This window comes from Acinetobacter sp. WCHAc010034 (genome assembly GCF_001696615.3).
Taxonomy (GTDB): domain Bacteria; phylum Pseudomonadota; class Gammaproteobacteria; order Pseudomonadales; family Moraxellaceae; genus Acinetobacter.
This window is the reverse complement of sequence record NZ_CP032279.1, coordinates 3,140,181-3,159,067: the sequence shown is the minus strand read 5'-3', so window position 1 is coordinate 3,159,067 and position 18,887 is coordinate 3,140,181. Positions and strand designations below refer to the sequence as shown.

Below are 18,887 nucleotides of genomic sequence, written 5' to 3'. Positions count from 1 at the left end.
ATACTTAATTATTCTGAGTTTTCACATTAACTGACTTAGCTAAATTACAGAGGCTATTATCACGGCTATACAATTTAGCCGAATTTAAACGATGATATAATGCAACCGATAGAATTTGTTCATCATTACTTAGCCCAGTATGGTTTTGGCTTTTGTTAATAAAATGACTTAATTCCAACCGACTTGGCTCTATATGTTCATGTGGTAAATCCTTTATAACCCTTATCGCTTCCCTTGCCTTATAAGCTTTTTCTTGATCTTTACTTAATTTATTTCCTTCTAATTCAGTTATAACAATTTGAGGGATAATAACAAAATTATCTTTAATAATTTCTTTTACGCGATCACTAAAATCCATTAAATAACAAGAATCTAAAATGGCCACTGATTTATTATCTTCGCGTTTAGGTGCAAAATGCTGTTCAATTTGTTGTTTTAATAAAGTTATTCCAATAAATTGTTGATGGATTTTTTTACAGTCTTTGATTAGATCAGGAATTTTTTGGTTTGCCTGCTCATAAACATCTAACCAATGATCAAGTACGGTCATATCTTTTGCAGCAATTTTACTAATATCCATTTTCTGATGAGCAATAACTTGTTTAAGCAAGTCCTGGTGGATTCTGCTATTCAAATCTTTATTAACTTTAATCAATGGTTCAAGAATTGGATCAAATTCCGTCTTAGAGATGCTACCTTTTTCAAAAGCTGTATCCAAAACTTGTGTCAGTAAGGCTGAATCTAGCCAAATTTTCTTCAATTCAACATTTGGGAAAATCTTTCTAAAATAATTGAGATCTTCCATTGTTTCCAAGGTTTGAATTTTATCTTTCCATAATATATTTTCTAGACCGACTTTATGGGTTTTTATCATGTCCTCATGCAGACTGTAAGCTTGCTTAGCAGTCAATAAAGGAGCATATCCAATTAGTTGAGATTCAGATAAAAAGCATCGAGCAAAGACCAAGGGTATCAATTGATTGACATTGATCAATTGCAACAATCTTGTTTTTAATTTATCCCATATCCCCTGATCCTTTAACCGTAATTGTAATGCAACTTCTCTAGGCTGTTTGGCATGATATATTTCAGTATTACCTTGAAACACAACTGAACTTTCAAGATTTTGATCAACATACAATGCTCGAAATCCAGATACGGGATTAAAAAGCATTGGAATAGTTAAAGTTTTACCACTGATCTTAGGGACTAAGCATTTTTGAGATAAAATAATTTCATATCCCTGTACAACCTGATTTGGGCTCTCATTTAAATATACACTTACTTTCGCAGAAGACATTTTCAATTCATTCTCAGGTAAACTCACCCCAAGGACTTGCTGCCAATCTATTTTTGGTAAATCATTTTCTACTGTTTGAAATACTGATGAAATAATATTATCCCAAAGTACTTCTGGTTCAGCCTGTTTGAACCATGCTGAAAATTTTGAAGCACTCTCACCATCTCCAAGTGCATGGACATCTATATTTGCATTTTGATCTAAACTAATTTCTACAGCCAAATCCTGCCAAATAATTCGTTCTATTTCATTTTGAATTTGAGTGACTTTAACATTAGGTTTTTTCCATGCAAATGTCTTTTCATCTGCACTATTAACAATATCATCAATTAATTGACCAATTTGATCTAAATTTGCAGGGAAAATGTCTTTAGATAATGTAATTTGTTCGTCACTCTTATATTTTGCCCAGTGATTTTTAGCTTTCACTAAATTTTGAAGCAATGGGTCATAGTGACAAGGAACTGCCTCTGTTTTGGGGGTAGAAGGCATTTCATTTTTATGAAAAAGATCTCGCCCTAATTTAGTGATCTTAAGCTGTTTAACTTTTATATCTTTTAGATAACCAGAAACGCTTTCCAACACATCATTATTCACCATGGTTTCTAAGGCATTTGCTAAAAAATTCTGTTCGATTTTAAAAACTTCGCAAATTTGCTCCAAATTAAAATCGCCTAATTTTTGTTGATGCTGTACGGTAAGGTTTAAAAGTAATGCTTCAAAAACTGTAGGTTTACGAATTGATTGATAACGGATAGCAGACTCTACTTTATAAATTGGTAGCCATACTTTAGTTTGAATCAATGGGGTATTCATTTATATTCCAAGTTCAATATTTAATTTTAGTAAAAAGGTTCTATTAATTTGAGCATGCCTGCATAAATTCTTTGACGGAGCAAATACGAGCCTCACGATCAAGTCTTTCAAAAATATCTTTATATACTTTCTTTGTACTAGATCCATCTTTATCCATATTTGGCAAAATAACGTCCCGCATTTCCAACATATTCCTTGCACCAAACACCATGAGTAAATCCTGAGCCCGAGACATCGCAACATTGATAAATTCAAATCTCGCTATGTTGGCATTAGAACCACGACGATGATATGTTTTCTCCTTACCATCATTTCGTACAAGACTAATTAAAATAATTGGCTTTTCTTTACCTTGATAACGAATCACTGTATTAATTTCTACATCAATAGCATCAAATTTCAGATTACCCTGATTTATATTTTTAATTGCTTCACGAATGACACGACATTGAGCTTGATAAAATGAAACAATACCTACTTTCTGTTTACCTTTTGGAGCTTTCACATTAAAGCCATTTTGTCGCATTTGCTGATTAATCCTGACTAAAGCCTGAGCGATCAATTTTGCTTCAGTGATATTTGTACGATCATCATCACAGCATGCTATTCCTTTTTCATCATAGGATGTATCGACCCAAAGCAAATGTTTATCTGATGTAACTAAATCATTATATTTACTCTTGAACGTCAAAAAATGCTGATGGTCTTTTGGTTCTTCCGTATACGTCAATTGATTGTCATAAAAACAGTTAATCATTTTCATGATTTGTGGGTGCATACGAAATTGTACAGTTAAACGTTCACGTAAACTTTCAGGTGCTTTCTCAAAAAGCTCTTTAAACAAGGATGCCGTCACCAGTTTTTCATAACGTTCAAAGTTTTCTTTGGTTAGCAACGTATCACTTTTACCTTCTTCCATCTCTTCGTTTACCATATCTTCTAAGGTATTGGAGACATCCTGACTTTCTTGAAATAATGGAGGTAATTGTCGATGATCACCCACTAAAATAGCTTTACGCGCTCGCATCAGTGGTAATAATAGTTCTAAAGGTGTTGCTTTTGATACTTCGTCAATAATCACCACATCAAAGCCATCGAGTCCAGCCTCTGTCAGTGTTTGCTCTCTTTCGTTACAAGAAATCGCAACCAAATTACAATTTGCAGGGTAAATGTCCTGTAATTGTTCCCAATCTTGATTCGCCTGATCTTCCTCTTGAAGAATTGCTCTCCATTGCTCAAATACTGGTTGCCACGCCTGATTACGTTCACACAAATTGTTAAATTCTATTTCTAAAGTCTGTAAATGTTGTTTAGTCGCATTTAATGCTGATGCAAAATCAAAACTAGAGGCAAAATTTTGTAATTGGAGATGTTCATCTCGCTTATTATTTAAAGCACGGTAATGCGTCTGTAGCAATTGATACTGCTCACGCAGAGCATCTACTTGTGCCTGCTCATACTTTACACTCTCACCATTAGGTACCGATGTATCAATCTGAGCTATCGTATTATTTAAGCCAATTAAAATTATTGACAAATTACTATGAAATTCTTTCTTTATACCTTTTAACACTTCCAAACGACTGCTTAAAATTTGAGAAAGTTCTCTCGCATCATCGATACGTACATATCGTTCTGAATCATTAAATAGTGTATAACATGGATGTGTTAACCCATCAGAACCCAGTTTTAACTCTCTCAATTCTCGACGTTTACTTTTCCATAATTCAACAACCTCATCTGAGTCATCTATTTCTATTTGATCAAATAAACGATTAATTTCTTGAGTCAAATCATATATACGCACTTGTGTTTCGATACTCACTAAACCACCTTGACCCGCTTGATTCAAACGCTGAATATCGTTAGTTATTTGCTCTAAATTAGCTTCAAGCTGTGACCAAATATCAAATAGAGCATTTAATATCAGCATTTGAGATGTAGGATTAAATTTAAAGTCATTCCAGCTAAATGGTACATTCACATTTGCTTGAGACATCAAAAACAATATTTCAGCTAAAACATGAGTTTCTTGCGGTAGTTGTATATTTTGAGGTGCTGGGCCACTCTGTGTTAGAAAAGAAGATAACTGAACTAATTCTTGTTTTAAATGCAATTTTTGATCATATTTTTGTAGCTCTTGATCGTATTTTTGCTTCTCAAATTTCAATAATTCAGCATGATGAATGCCATCTTCTTTAATTTTTAATAACTTCTTTTCAGCATTTTGAATATCTAGTAGCAAAAATTCGGCTTGCTCTAGCCATTTTTTTAATTGATCAATGTTACTTTTTTTCTCGCGCAAAGGCCTCAAGAAACGCTGATCAATATCTTCAGCTAAAGCATCATAATGCCGAGCAAGTGCTTGCTCACCTGCAAATTGTTTACCCTCATCTGTAATTTTACTACGACCACGACTCTCTTTTGCTAAACGAATCGCACGTAATTCAGGTTTGTTTTTAATCCGTGATAAGGCATTATCAATCGCATCATGCGCTTGACTTGCAAGCAACACGGTTTGTCCTTCTTTTGCAAATTGAAGAATAGCTTCTGCAATGACTGTAGTTTTTCCTGTACCAGGTGGCCCTTGGATCAAGCATAAGTCTGGTGCTGATAACATTTTTTTGACAGCACTCTGCTGAGCAGGATTTAATTGCTCATTGTACCAATGGTCCACTTCTTGAATTTGACGGGGTTCTTTGGCTTGAGTAATATCGAATAAATAACTCGACAAATATGGAGAATAACAATTTTCGTTTTGTTTAAGATTACGAATACTACGTTCCTGACGCTTAATAAGCGCCCAATCACCTACAAGTGAAAAAGATATAAATCCCTGATCTGGAATATTTTTAATAAATTTGCCTAAAATTTCTTGATTATTAAACAAAGTTTCTTCATCAGTTGATTCAGTATCAATTGCATCGAGTCTATTTTTCCAATCTTCACTAATATCAACACGCAACCAAGCATATGTCGCCTGATTAAAAGGAAACTCTGACTCTTGCATTGTTTGATGCTGGATTGAACTCAGCTTAGAAAAATGGACAATCTCAAGAGTTTTCTTTCCGCGTGAAACCTGTCCTAACTCTAAACTCGATTTTTGTGGTTTTTTATCATTATCAAGCTCTGGTAAAGCGAATTTCCAATCATTTTCTGAAATATTCAGATCAAATAATTGTAAGTTTTGGCGTAAGAACCCTCTCCTTGCTTTTTCTAAATAAGCGGCATTTGGAGCTGCTACTAACAGTTTTAATTGGCTATTTTTATGATCGTAATCATATCCAATATAACGTAAGCCTATGGTTTTTTGACGAATTAACCGACGTTTAAATTGTAGAAATGAGGACCAATTTTCAAGTCTTTGACTTGTTAAAACGGAAATTTTAGGTAAATCGTTTGCTAGCTGACGGTTTAACACATTCGTAACATTTCGGTCAGGAAACTTATCTCCATCAAGTTGTTTATAAGCACACTCAATCTCGTGTTCATATTCAGTTGCTTCTATATCATTATGCGTGACCATAATTTTTTCAGGTGTAAACCATGGTGAGCTCGTCGTCAAGTTCCAATAGCCAATTACTGCAATCGTACTATGGATATCAAGATATTCACGAAATTCAGGATGTTCTGGAATACGTAAAGAAAGATTTATCTTTTGGAAAGATTTATCCTCTAATGATAAGTTTGCGACATAGCCTGGAGGTGGGATTTCAATGGTCGTAAAAAACAATGATAAAAAACGACCTAATTTATCTTCAACATCCTCAAATAGTTTTGCTAATTCAGGTTTAAACTTAATAATATGATCTAAATTTTTTTTTAAACGTTGATTAACATGGTCTTGATTGGATAATTTCCAAAATAAGGTTGCAGACATAAATTAATGACCTAATTAAAGACTAAATTTGAATAAATGAAATTTTCAGGGAATTATCAGAACTAGTTTGATTAAAATCGAATATCTTTGGACATTTAACATCTGGTTCATTTAAAGAACCCGAAGAATAAAACCCAGCACCTAAACACCCACCATTACAAAGTTTTTTATATCGACAACTATTACAAATCGGGTGATCAATCTGATGAGCTGATACTTTTAAGTGCTTGGCAGATGAAATAATATTATTTATATCTTGATACTTTAGATTTCCAGATGGTTTTTTTTCATAACAAGTACAAGCTAAAACATCTAAATTGGGATAAATATATATTTTTGAAGTACCACTGCCACAATTTTTTATTACATTGGATTCTACATATGATAGTATTGTGTCATCTATTTTTTCCAAAGGTTCAAAATCATACATTTTTTGAATATTGATAATATTTTTAGAATCTAAACTTTTGACTTTATCAACAATTTCATTCCATTGATTATTACTTAAATAATCAAAATCATCACTACTTGCTTCCCCAGAGTATGAAACTCTTTTAATATTCCAGATTGAAACGTAATCCTCTAGATCTCTATATAGATCAACAAAATTACTCATAAAATTAGCATTTGATACAGTTGTGGAAACAATAATTTCAGCATTTTTATAAGTCTTACAAATCTGAATATTATTTAAAGTTTTTTGATAATTACCCTTGCCACGTATTTGATCATGTACAATTTGAGCACCATCAATTGAAAATTGTATTCTTACTTTATAATGCTCAATAATCTCTTTAAATTTTGTCGTAGAAAAATATTTATTTGTCCCATTGGTATTGATACTAACTTTTTTGAACTTTTCACATGCCTTTTTTAAAAAGTAAGTAAAATTTTTATGAACAGTAGGTTCACCACCTGAAATAATAAAATTAGATGTATGCCAATATTGCTTTAATCTCTCAATAATAAGATCATAATCTGGTATAGATAGACTATTATCTACATTATATTCATAGTCTCTTATGCAGAAATTACAGGATAAATTACATTTTTTTGTAATAATTAAATAAATTTGTTTCATTAAATCTTTTTAATCCTGCTAAATTAATTCAATATTGGTATATTGATTTTTGTATATTTTTAAAAAATTAGAAAATTCTATAGAATTAAATTTTTCATCAACTGATTCATTTAATTTAGATATTAATTCATCAACTACAGACTGATATTTTTTTTCATCTAAACCGTAGACATTAGTTTGACCATATTTTCCTATTTTTTGCCTAATGAATTCATTTAAAACATCATGAATATTAGGAGGAGTTAAACCAAAAGCAATATGCAAAGAACTTTTTTCCGCTGTTGTCTCGGTATAATGCCAGATTCCTTTTGGAATAAATAAAAATTCACCCTCTTCCAAAAGAATTGTTTCAATAACTACTGAATTAGAATCCAAAATTGGCTTGATAGAATGATCATTTTTTTTAGATATATCCTCTATAATATTCCTAACGAAATGCCATTTTTTTTGTCCGTGTATTTGAATTGCCAACACATCATGCTGATCAAAATGTAAATTGATACCGGTATTATCACGAAATGTATAATAAAGATTAGAGGAAACTTTAGCATTTAATCCATTGGATAAAGCACGGGAAAATATTCTAACATTTTGGTTAAATACATCTATACCATCCATTATTAATGTATCCCCTTTTGCTAACCTATATAGGATACTTTTCAGAGATAATTTTGTTTCCAAATTATTTAGATGCTTATTATTCGTTTTCTCTATAAAATCCAATCTTGAAGTTGTATTTTTATGATTATTTAATCGAATATAAGGATAGACTAAATTCTGAAAATTGATATCAGAGTTCATTTGATCTAAAGAATATATTTTTTTATAATCTTCTTCAAATTTAAATTTATGAATCTCATTAATATTAAGAATCCTTATTAATTTATTTAAATCTTTTTCAACTAACATATAACCTCAATACCACGACTGATCAACTTTTTTAAAACAAAGTCATTACTGCTTAAATTAACACAATGTTTAATATCTAATTTCTTTAGGTTGTTTAAATCAAGTATTTCTTTTGGCAAATATTTAATATTAGTTACAGCTATATTAAGATGTTCAATATCCTTTAGTCCAAATATTTCCTCTGGTACATGAAGCATTGGATTCATACCAATATTTAAGTATTTAATTTTTTTAAAACAATTCAACCATTCAAAATCAATCAATCTATTGTTAAATAATGCCAAACTTTCAATATGATGATAGTTTTTTCTTTTATCTAATAGAATTTTATTAATAGTGTTTTTTGAAAAATTAATCCTTTTCACACCAGAAGGGAAATTATCAACCTCTAATTCTATAATTTTGTTAGCTGAAAAATTAATAGTTTTTAGATTAGAAAAATTACTTAATTTAGGGGTGTTCTGAATTAAACAAGATTTAAAATATATTTTTTCTAAAATATTATTTTCGATTAATTCATAGTTAAATCCACTTAAATCCACCCTATTACAAATGATTATTTTTTGCGAAGATAGCAATAAAATCTGGTGCAATACTTGATATGAATTAATATTTTTTACATTTAAAAGATTGGAAAAACCATCAAAATTACAAGTCAAATTCAATGTTTCAGCATCATAAATTTTTGGTAACTTTTGGTTTATATGAGTTAAACTTAATATTTCTTTATGAAATAAATATTCTGCTATATTTTTACTCTTTAAATATAATATAAACTCTTTTACTTCATTAACATTTAAATTAAATTTTGATATTTTTTTAGGAAAAATTTTTATATACTGATTATGCATTTCCAAATAATGATAAATTTGCTTAACTATTATTGAATTTTGATCAATATAATCATCATAAATACCAAATAGGAAAACTACTACTCTCTTTTTGTTTATAAATTGGCTTTTAAGAAGAATCTCCCATTCCGTGCTTAATTCTTCCTCACCAGATACATTAATAAATAAAATAATCAGTTCTGTAAGAGTAGGCTCATCCAAATTAATTTTAGATACTTCTAAAACTTCAATATTAAGAATTTTAGACAGTCTGTGTGTCAACCCACTCGAAGTGGTCGAATTACTATTATAGATAATCATAAAACTAGACTTCTAAGCTAGCCAATGAACCATTGGCTAACTGAGTATGCTATTTAGTCGCCTTCATACCACTGACCAAACATAGCATTCAAATCTTGTTCTAGTTTTTCACGCTCATTGATATCAATTGTTACACTGTTAACACATGCTAATTTAGATGTTAATTGCTGTACTTCTTCGATATTCAATTTGTCATCTTGAATTTCCATAGAACCCTCTCTTAAAGTATTCTTAAGTTATTTAAAATATTTCTACTATTAGAAATATAAACTTAAATATCTATCAAAAAAATAAAAAAATCAATAGTACTAAAGGCTTAATTTTACTTTAAGTTCAAGTATTCAGCTCAATAGTTCTTGAGAATATCTTCGATATGGACTGCCACCGCTCTCGTAGAAAAATTTCGTTTATTGAACTAAAGATTACTACTGTAATCTTTAGTTAGGTATCGGATTTAATAAGAAAAGAGTACTACAAAAATTTATTCTTCTTCTATTTCTGAATCATCAAGCACATCTTCTCTAATGTTAACTAAAGACAAGATATTTTGATCTGTTAGCATGAAAACTCTTTTCTCAAATCTTTCTTTCAGAGCCTTTCGTCTAGCACGATAAAACTCTTCAAAACATTCGAATTCTAAAGATATTGTTTCATCAATTAATAGATCCTTCACTACAAATCCATGTTGATTAGACTTAATCCACTCTCCTAATAACATGCCATTTTTCGACATATTTAAAGAATCATTTAAGAGATGCAAATTGGCAATTGAGTTCCAATGACTAGCATTGGTATAAAATTCTTTTTGCTCTATGGTAAAAGCATCATATTTAGAAATATTCCTCTTAGTAAATAACCATTGTGGATGTAAGTGATCCATATGGAAGTTTTCAGTCGCTTTTAGTTCTGGGAATAAAAGATGTAAGACAGATCTACATCTCGCTTCGCCATACTGAATATTTAACATGCTCTCGATATAAGCATCATCAAATCTTAAATCTTTGTTAGTAGCCTCATAATTTTTAATGATTTGTTCTAACGGAAATAATGGCTCTGCCATATTTGCTTTCAGCACTCTTCTCATCGTTGAGATGATTGAATCTGCCTGACCACCAAAAATACCTTTCAGTAAAACCATATAGAACCATTGGCTTATCTTGGCACGCTCTTCATTATGTTTAGCAAGATCATTAATTGTTAAATATAGCGGATCACCATTTTCATCACCCTTCTTGTAAAGGTAGTAACATATTGGTATTACTGCATTCTTAGATGTAAGTGACTGTGCATTGATTCCAAACTTTCTAATTAACTTAAAAGTTTCCTTGATACAAGCTTTGATTGTATCCCATTGTAATTGAATAGTTTGAACTCGATCTGCTGTAAAATTTTTGACTTTAAAACGTACATCTTCATCAATTAACATTAATGAGGTTTTTAATATCCAATCACGTTCTATGTAAAATCCTAAATCTTGCGATTGATATAGCCAATTTGTTAGGTTTTCAATTTCTTTCCTGAAATCTCCTTGCCAGTTAGCTACCGCAATAGACATGAGTAAATCAGAAAAAGATAACTTAGTACCACCACTGTTGGTACGGATAAACACATCAAGAACATGATCTACTTCTTGACTTTTTTCATTAAAGTAATGAATTAATTGTTCTTTATGAACCGCCATATAGAGTTTCAATAAGGTTTCTGATGCAAAATTATTGGTCGCCAAATTACGACGAGCTAGTTCCGGTAGAACTACTTTTAGAATAGCATCTGCCAAATCTACATTTGGCATATTCAATATGTCATGTAAGCACAACCAATTCTTCATTGCTGAACTATTTACTTGTTTAAATTGTTCATCAGTCAAAAATTTTAAGTTGTAATGCATCATAGATTCGTCATCATTATCTATTGGCTTTTCTAGATCTATATACAATTTTCTAGGCGGTAATACATCCTCATCATAAGCTGTCGGCCACCAAACACGTGGTTGCTTATAAGCATATGTACTGCATAAGCCAATGTACAATGATGTTAATCGTTGTTGTCCATCTATGATCGCTTTAAAATTCTTAGTACTTGCATTTACATCAACATGTGGGTTTTCTTCATTAAATCGCTGGCAATACTTCGTCAAGAATTGATAAAACTTATAATTTTTTTTAATTTCTGGGTCTGTAATCTCCCACATCATAAATGAATTGATTGGATAGCCTCTTAAAATAGAATCAAATAATTGGCATATTTGATTACTTGACCAAACAAATTTCCGTTGAATGGCTGGGAGTAAAAAATCATTGCATTGAATCGCATTTACCGCTTCTTTAATCGTTAACGGTTTTTCGTACTGGCCTGACATGTATAAGCTCTTTATAAATTAAGGTTAGTGTCCATAATTCACTCATTTGGACACGTTATTATCTGGATAAATTAAGCCGCAAACTTCATCTGTTGCTCTAAAATTTTAGCAAACAACTGATCCAAATAAGTCCGATCATCTCCCACCATAAACAGCACATTGCGCTCCGCATATTCTTCCTGCGTCAGACTGTTGTTGATGATGTCCTTCATTGGCGTGATCGACAAAATAAAGCTATTAAGCACTAAGTTTGGATCACCCACTTTAGCCTCAATGCTTTTAATCTCTTGATGCAATTTAATTTTGGCATGATCATGATCCATGTTACGTAGACCTTTTGGATCAACTAAGGTTAAATACTGCATGCCCGTTTCTTTATGTACCAACCACAATAAAAAGTCTGGATAGAAGTTACCCGCCAAGGCAAAACCTAAACCTTTATATTTGCTGTCAGCATTACGAAGTAAATACAGACTATAGTTTTTTAACTCTTCAACATGCTTAGCTTGATTAATATACGCTTGAAGATCCATGACAAATTTCACTTCACTACTTTGCGTACCTTTGGTGTAGTCAAACAACATAGGTGACCATGTAAATGGCAGGCTTTCATCTGTTTTATCAAAGAGTGGATAGAACAAATGACGATCAAACGTAATCGCTCTAAAGCTACCATCTTGTTTCCAAGGCGCAAGTTTCTCTACATCGCCTTTCGCCACTAACTCTTTAAGCTCGACTAAACGTTCAAATGCCAGTTCTGCATCTTCATTGCGATCAGGTTTCGCTGTTAATGTATATTGCTTACAAATATCAATAGGTAAGACATCATCATTAAGATCAAATTCTTTGACTTCGTAGAATTGACCTTCATACGCATTTTTAAGCGCGTTATAGAACTTATCCATATACGCTTTTAACAGCTCAATCAGAATGCCTTGTTGCTTCTGAATACCTTTCATGTCATTGCTTAATTCAGAAGCATCCACCTTCAAGGTGTACCAATCATTCTGTTTTAATGACATATCACGGCCACAAAACTCACGTAAACCTTCAATATATAAACGCAAGTTATGATAACCACGTTGAAATTTATACTGCTGTAACTGTAAATAGATGTCGTCGAAATCAAATAAGCACATAATGTCTCGCGAGATATCATGTGTTTGGCGCTTATCTACAGATTCTGCTGTATTCAGCTTTGACTTATCGGTATGTAATGCTTGCAGTCTTGGATATAAGTCTAATACCACATGTGGCTGTTTGATCTTTCCTTCAAATTCCTTCGGAATCTCAAACATTGATAGCTTACGCTGTGCCTTAAATCCATTCGCCTGATTGTCCTTATAGCCATCTTTTAGCACTAAGGTTTTTAAACGTGTGGCATGGATTTTATTGGTTGGAAAATCTAAGGTTACGAGATCTTGATTCAGAATAATGCCTTCATCTTCTAAGTAGGCTTTAAACTGTTCCATATAGTTCGCACGTAAACCAAAGATATTCAGCGTTTGCATCAGGTCTAGATGTAGGCCTTTATGTTCTGCTTTTTGGCAAATTTCTCTTGGAGTTCGTTTCAGTGAAAAGTTCTCACCTTTTAAACGCACGCCACGACCAAAGAGCTGAATAATTTGCGCACCTTCGCCTGTCCCCATGTTTAACAAGCCCATGGTAGACACACGCCAACTGCTCCAGCCTTCGGTAAACTTACGCGAACCAACTAATAGATGGGTTTGGCTGTCGTCATCATTTAGAGTTGGGAATAACGATGGAGAAAAGTCGTCAGTACGTGCATTAAGATAATGCGTTTTTTCATTCTCTAAGCACATGTCATAGAGGCCTTTTTCATCCCCTACATTAATCACTGCAAAAGGTGTATTTTCACCGACCTGTAAACGTAATTCGCCTTTGTTGGCGGTAATACGAATTACATTTAAACGTAAGTTTGCTGTGGTATTAAAGAAATGCTTTAAGATCTCTTGATAGAGTTGTTCCGGCTCTTGGCCATGCAAAGCAATAAAGCGATTGGTGAAAATATTATGGCCATTCGCATCTACCAAACGTGATGTATTACGAATCAAGTCTGTTAGCCAACCCATAATTTTGGCTTTGTTTTGTGGATCTAAAAATTCAGATAAGAATTTTACGATGGCCAAGATATCAGAATCATCATCATTGACCTTGTTACCCACAAATACCCATAGCGGTTTTTCAATATTAAATTGAGCCAGCTTGGTTTTGTTTTTTTCAAACAAATATTGCTGTTGGTAGAAGCCCAAGAGACAAGCAGTGAGATAAAGATTGCGCTCATCTTCTGCTTGGTAGTCTTTCATATTGAGAATGCTGACTTCTTTACCATAACCATCGGCATAGAAGTAACGATATGAGTAATCAAACAAAATGCTCTTTGCATAAACTTCGCGTAATGCTTCACGGCGGAACTTTTGTTTTTCTAAGTCATCCAACTGAACCTGTTCCAGTTGAGCATCAGATAATTTTGAGAATGTTGTGCCATTAAACAGCATCTTGGCTTTTTGCTTTTTGACATCTTCAAAACGTTTATAGACGTTTTCGGCCTTACTCACCGCCTGACCAAAGGTAGCAGAATATTCAAAACTAAAACCATTGCGTGTCAGTACATCACGACGTTCCATCCATACACCAGCACTACTGGTGCCTCGATGACCTTCATCAATCAGGACTAGATTTTTACCTTCTAAAGTTTCTACGGCAACGGTTTTATCACCATCTTTTTCGGCTAGTTTATTGATATCGATAATCTGGATCTCATTTCGATACAAACCACTAAAACTCTTTTGCTTATCAAAGAATGTGGCATGTAGACCTGAGTCTCTAAACTCTTTAAGATGCTGTTGGCTAAGGCCTTCGTTTGGGGTCAATAAAATGATTTGTTCAGGATAGCTATTCCCACCGTGCGATGCTTGGTAATAGTCTAAAAATTGCAAAATATTGACGTGCATCAGCAGTGTCTTACCACTGCCCGTCGCATTCCAAAATGCAATTTTATTGAGGTCATCAGCTTCATAAGGTTGAAACTGTTCACTCATCGCCTTTTGCGCTTGGTTAAATTCCGCTACGGCGTGATTTAACTCATCAAGCATGGTCTGTTGATGATTAAAATATTGGTCCAAATAGAGTTCAGTGAACAATAAAGATAGATATTGGAAGTACTTTAAATTCAGCACTTGCCCTTCAATCTCATTACGCTTAAGACTAATACTTTCCCAATGTTTGACAATATTTAAGTCATAACGGCGCAATGTATCGGTATCAATATGATGCTTACCGACTAAATCTCGTGTCAGTTCGACAAAAAATTTGGTTTGACCTGCTTCTTGTCCTTCAGTTTCTATACCTTCAAATTGCGGATGATCCAAACTGTCACGCATGGCTTGTAGGTAGTTTGGATTAAACTTGGCCCATGACCATTTGCTTAGAATAAGCTGGTCATGAAAATTGGCTTTTACCGCTTTTTGTGTTGTTTTCGTTGCCTTTGCCATCTTTAAGCCCCCTCAAACATACGCGTTAAAAATTCTTTTTCTATTGAACGCACTTTGAGTTGTTTTTCTTGCCCATCCTGCGTGGTATAGCGGTTGGCAATGTTGTGGTCACCATTAATATAGATTAGTTGGTATTCGTTGTCATTTGGATTAATTTTAAGCTTTGCTAATAAAGCATCCAGTTCTTGGTAGCCAATTTTTTCGCAGTCACGCCATAGCACTGTGGTGTATTCACCAGTACGTAAATGACCTGTGATTTGAACATAACCTTTTTCAAGTTGGTAGTCGGCATAATCGACATACATACCAATCAGGTAGTTAAAGGTTTCAACCAAGTCCACATGACGGCGTTCGTATGCACCAGCACTATCTGTGGTGATATTCATTTGGTAGTCAAATGGTTTTAGGAAATCTTTGACATTAAGCAATGAACCTTTGCTTTCGATCTCAAGCATATAGTTCATGAGATATTGGTCGAATCGTTCCTGCCCTGAACCCTCAAATAGTTTTTGTTGTTGGCTAGTACGTACCAACTCTAGGTTATTTAAGGTGTCTTCATAGCTTTCAAGTTTAAGGACTTTTAAACAATGGCTAATGCCGGATTCAGGATTAAGGGGGTTACCATCTTTCCAATCTGAGGCATAAACGACCTTTTGAATACGTGGTTTAATGACTGTATCAAAATACTCACCTTGTTCTATTACTATGAATTTCCTTGTTTTATTTACGTCATCTTCTCTATTATTGTTGATAACAGCATGAGCAGATGTCCCTGAACCGCCAAAGAAATCAATCATTTGATAATCTGACTTCCCATAAGATTGCATCCAAAAAGTTAATTCAAGGGTTTTTATAGATTTTGGATAATCAAATTTCCCTCCTAAGCCTAAAGAATCTAGTATGTTAGTTCCTTGTGTGCCTGCATTGAAATCAGTACCAATCCAGTTACTAAAAAGCGTTTCTCTCTTATCTTCATGGAAAATCTTCTGCTTAACAGCCCCTCTATCAGTTAAAAATATTTCATTATTTTCAACTCTTCTCTTTCCAGTCTCATAGGACGATCGCCAGACTCGTTCTTCATTTTGAGAATTTATTGGATAAATTCGCTTCAACCCATCTTCTGTTTCACCCAATGGATAATCTTGTCCTAACAGAGGTGTGAATAGCCACCGATTTTGTAGACACCTTTTAGTTAGATAAAATGGCTAATTAACGAGGTGCTTATGAGCAGTAGCAAACGATACCCTGAAGAATTCAAAATTGAAGCAGTAAAGCAAGTGACTGAAAAAGGTCATAGCGTGGCTGAAGTTGCCGCACGTTTAGGTACAACCACGCATAGTCTTTATGCTTGGATCAAGCGTTATGCTCCTCAAGAACCTAAAATCACAGACTCTAGGGATGCAGTTTCAGAATTGGCAAAGCTAAAAAAGGAGTTGCAAAGAGTTACTGAAGAAAGGGACATATTAAAAAAAGCCGCGGTGTACTTCGCAAGCCAGTCCAAATGAGGTATGCCTTTATTCAGGACAATCAGCACATATGGTCTGTTCGTCGTTTATGTTCGACTCTAGATGTTCATCACAGTGGTTATTACGCATGGTTGAAACAACCCACTAGTAAAACTGCGAGGAAACGACAACAGCTTTCAGGATTGATTAAACAGTTCTGGCTGGAATCTGGCGGAGTCTACGGCTATCGCAAGATTCACTGTGATTTGAAAGATGTTGGCGAAAATTGCGGTATCAACCGGGTGCATAGGTTAATGAAAGCGAATGGGCTTAAATCACAGCGCGGCTATCGCAAGCCTAGATCTTATGCAGGTACGCCAAGTATTGTTTCCGCAAACACCTTAGAACGACAGTTTAATCCAACTCAGCCTAATCGGAAGTGGGTAACAGACATTACGTATATTCGTACACATGAAGGTTGGTTATATCTTGCTGTTGTAATTGATCTATTTTCACGCCTTGTTGTTGGGTGGTCTATGAAATCAAGAATGACTACAGATCTTGTGCTAGATGCGTTATTGATGGCTTTATGGCGGAGAAAACCAAAGAACAAGGTTTTGATTCATTCTGACCAAGGCAGCCAATATACCAGTCATGAATGGCAAGCATTCCTTAAACAACATAATTTGGAATGCAGTATGAGTCGTAGAGGCAATTGCCATGATAATGCTGTTGCAGAAAGCTTTTTCCAGCTATTAAAACGGGAACGAGTTAAGAAGAGAAACTATGCATCAAGAACTGAAGCGAGGTCAGATATCTTTGAATATATTGAAATGTTTTATAACTCAAAAAGAAGACATGGTTCCAATGGACAACGTTCTCCATTAGATTATGAAAAGTCCCATCAAAAGATGGTTATGTGTGTCTAGAGTTTTGGTGGCTATTCAGTGGTTGTTCTACGCCTATCACTTTATTCTTTAAATCTACCAATAAGGCATAAAAACTTCTCCAACGTCCATATCTGAAGTTATTCTCTCCAGTACCACTACGCATGAAGCTTCTATCCTCTTCTTTATTATCTTTAGGCTTACCTAATAATGCAGGACAATTAGATGGCGACGCATGAATAAAGTATTCGTGTGTTCTAGATAATCTTCCACCAGAACCTTGAGGATGATGATTAATAACGATAGGAGAAACTTCATCATAAGGAAATAAATCATAAGTTAACGACAAAGCATTCTTTACTTCATAATCATCAATTGCCATACCAAAGGAATATCGTTCTTTATTTATTAATTTTTTTGCGTTTTCAATTGACTGATTTAATAAAGTTAACCAACTAGAGTGTTCGAAATTATTTTTATATAGAATCTTCGAATGTACCGTATTGTATGGTTATATTTACTTAAAAAAATATTTAAACACCTAAGACATTGTTTAAAATGAAAATAAAAATTATAAATTTACAATTAATTTATTTTTCGTAAATTTAACTATAAATACCGCAAAAAATCGTTCATAAATTTACACTTTAAGCCGTCGAAGATAAATTAAAAAAATTAATGTGGGTGAAATAATAAAATTATTTCTTATTCCAACTGAACCACCTGTTCCTTATGAGCCAACAGAGATTAAAATAATAAATAGAGCCTATGAATAGATACCACCTTAATTATTAGTTAGAAGATACTTAAAGTTTTCATAAATTTGAGCAGCAGCTTCATTTGAATTACTCCTCCATAAGTCCGCAAGTTCATTAATAACTGGTTGAACCTGACCTGGCAATAAAGGAGTACCTGTTTTCACAATGAATGGACCATCGGTTTCCGTAAGGATCAGATTTTTTGGTATATGCTGAACTAACTGTCGTCCTTTTTCTGTTTTTAACATTCGCTCATTTATTGAAAACCAACATCCAGCTTTCAAAGCCTCTCTTAACTCAGAAAGATTGCCTGTAAACCAATGGAGCACTGGTATACCGTTATCAAAATTTTCATTTAAGAGTTCTATAACAGGTTTTATTGCTCTAAGACTGTGTATTGTTAAAATTTTAGCTGATCCGCTATTAGTTTTTTTTAATATATGTGAAAAAACCTTTTTTTGTATTTCCGCATGTTTTCGGAAGTTGGGTGAACCATCTAGTCCGATTTCACCAATGTATCTAGTTTGATCAACTAATGAATCAAATAGCCCAAGTTCGTCATAACGTTCATGAGCTATTTGAGGATGTAAACCCAATGCTGTTTTGATTCTTGAACCATGACGAGTTAATTTATCTGTCCCAAACCACGCTTTAGGTGTTGTTGTTACAGATAATATATAACTTTTAGAATCTCCACATGCTTTCGCTACTGCATGTGGATCATCATATAAATCTAAATGGCAATGGAAATCAATGTAAGGGTAAATCAAATATTAACACCTAAAG

Annotated in this window: 12 protein-coding genes; 1 reads left to right on the top strand and 11 read right to left on the bottom strand. The window is 33.4% G+C overall.

Annotation, left to right across the window (positions count from 1 at the left end; all coding sequences use genetic code 11):
- Positions 1-4: 4 nt before the first annotated feature.
- The 9 genes from BEN74_RS16810 to BEN74_RS16775 all read right to left on the bottom strand — a co-directional run bounded on the left by BEN74_RS16810 (position 5) and on the right by BEN74_RS16775 (position 16,144).
- The gene (locus BEN74_RS16810; protein WP_068911381.1) at positions 5-2,116 is read right to left on the bottom strand and encodes a PIN domain-containing protein; all 2,112 of its coding nucleotides are present in this window, start codon (positions 2,114-2,116) and stop codon (positions 5-7) included.
- A gap of 43 nt (positions 2,117-2,159) precedes the next feature.
- A complete protein-coding gene (locus BEN74_RS16805; RefSeq protein WP_068911378.1) occupies positions 2,160-5,996 on the bottom strand; it encodes an AAA domain-containing protein in 3,837 nt (1,278 codons plus the stop codon).
- Positions 5,997-6,018: 22 nt separating this feature from the next.
- On the bottom strand, positions 6,019-7,077 hold the full coding sequence (locus tag BEN74_RS16800; protein ID WP_068911377.1) for a radical SAM/SPASM domain-containing protein: 1,059 nt from the start codon (positions 7,075-7,077) through the stop codon (positions 6,019-6,021).
- 18 nt (positions 7,078-7,095) lie between these two features.
- On the bottom strand, positions 7,096-7,986 hold the full coding sequence (locus BEN74_RS16795; RefSeq protein ID WP_068911374.1) for a JmjC domain-containing protein: 891 nt from the start codon (positions 7,984-7,986) through the stop codon (positions 7,096-7,098).
- Positions 7,980-9,137: a hypothetical protein gene (locus BEN74_RS16790; protein ID WP_068911372.1), complete on the bottom strand. Its 1,158-nt coding sequence runs from the start codon at positions 9,135-9,137 to the stop codon at positions 7,980-7,982. The genes BEN74_RS16795 and BEN74_RS16790 overlap by 7 nt, the downstream gene beginning before the upstream one ends.
- Positions 9,138-9,190: 53 nt before the next feature.
- Positions 9,191-9,346, bottom strand: a complete 156-nt coding sequence (locus tag BEN74_RS19520; RefSeq protein ID WP_162898206.1) for a hypothetical protein — start codon at positions 9,344-9,346, stop codon at positions 9,191-9,193.
- Between the two features lie 272 nt (positions 9,347-9,618).
- Positions 9,619-11,496: a DUF262 domain-containing protein gene (locus BEN74_RS16785; RefSeq protein WP_068911370.1), complete on the bottom strand. Its 1,878-nt coding sequence runs from the start codon at positions 11,494-11,496 to the stop codon at positions 9,619-9,621.
- 71 nt (positions 11,497-11,567) lie between these two features.
- Complete coding sequence (locus BEN74_RS16780) at positions 11,568-15,011, bottom strand: DEAD/DEAH box helicase family protein (RefSeq protein WP_068911368.1); 3,444 nt, start codon at positions 15,009-15,011, stop codon at positions 11,568-11,570.
- Positions 15,012-15,013: 2 nt separating this feature from the next.
- Positions 15,014-16,144 (bottom strand): hypothetical protein, encoded by a 1,131-nt coding sequence (locus BEN74_RS16775; protein ID WP_068911367.1) that lies wholly within the window; start codon positions 16,142-16,144, stop codon positions 15,014-15,016.
- A 90-nt stretch (positions 16,145-16,234) separates the two neighbouring features.
- Here BEN74_RS16775 and BEN74_RS16770 point away from each other — a divergent pair.
- A protein-coding gene (locus BEN74_RS16770) for an IS3 family transposase (RefSeq protein WP_228200337.1) occupies positions 16,235-17,385 on the top strand; the annotation gives its coding sequence in 2 pieces (ribosomal slippage) (positions 16,235-16,475 and positions 16,475-17,385; 1,152 coding nt in all).
- On the opposite strand, the gene BEN74_RS19515 is transcribed toward BEN74_RS16770, so the two are convergent.
- Together BEN74_RS19515 and qatD are read right to left on the bottom strand one after the other, a co-directional pair.
- On the bottom strand, positions 17,372-17,725 hold the full coding sequence (locus tag BEN74_RS19515; protein ID WP_162898205.1) for a hypothetical protein: 354 nt from the start codon (positions 17,723-17,725) through the stop codon (positions 17,372-17,374). The genes BEN74_RS16770 and BEN74_RS19515 overlap by 14 nt on opposite strands.
- Positions 17,726-18,127: 402 nt before the next feature.
- Positions 18,128-18,871, bottom strand: a complete 744-nt coding sequence (qatD, locus tag BEN74_RS16765; protein WP_004739688.1) for a Qat anti-phage system TatD family nuclease QatD — start codon at positions 18,869-18,871, stop codon at positions 18,128-18,130.
- Positions 18,872-18,887 lie beyond the last annotated feature (16 nt).

Coding starts and splice junctions, on each gene's coding strand:
- BEN74_RS19515 (WP_162898205.1), bottom strand. CDS start 17,725: ATGGCAATTGATGATTATGAAGTAAAGAATGCTTTGTCGTTAACTTAT.
- BEN74_RS16785 (WP_068911370.1), bottom strand. CDS start 11,496: ATGTCAGGCCAGTACGAAAAACCGTTAACGATTAAAGAAGCGGTAAAT.
- BEN74_RS16790 (WP_068911372.1), bottom strand. CDS start 9,137: ATGATTATCTATAATAGTAATTCGACCACTTCGAGTGGGTTGACACAC.
- BEN74_RS16805 (WP_068911378.1), bottom strand. CDS start 5,996: ATGTCTGCAACCTTATTTTGGAAATTATCCAATCAAGACCATGTTAAT.
- BEN74_RS16780 (WP_068911368.1), bottom strand. CDS start 15,011: ATGGCAAAGGCAACGAAAACAACACAAAAAGCGGTAAAAGCCAATTTT.
- BEN74_RS16800 (WP_068911377.1), bottom strand. CDS start 7,077: ATGAAACAAATTTATTTAATTATTACAAAAAAATGTAATTTATCCTGT.
- BEN74_RS16810 (WP_068911381.1), bottom strand. CDS start 2,116: ATGAATACCCCATTGATTCAAACTAAAGTATGGCTACCAATTTATAAA.
- BEN74_RS16795 (WP_068911374.1), bottom strand. CDS start 7,986: ATGTTAGTTGAAAAAGATTTAAATAAATTAATAAGGATTCTTAATATT.
- BEN74_RS19520 (WP_162898206.1), bottom strand. CDS start 9,346: ATGGAAATTCAAGATGACAAATTGAATATCGAAGAAGTACAGCAATTA.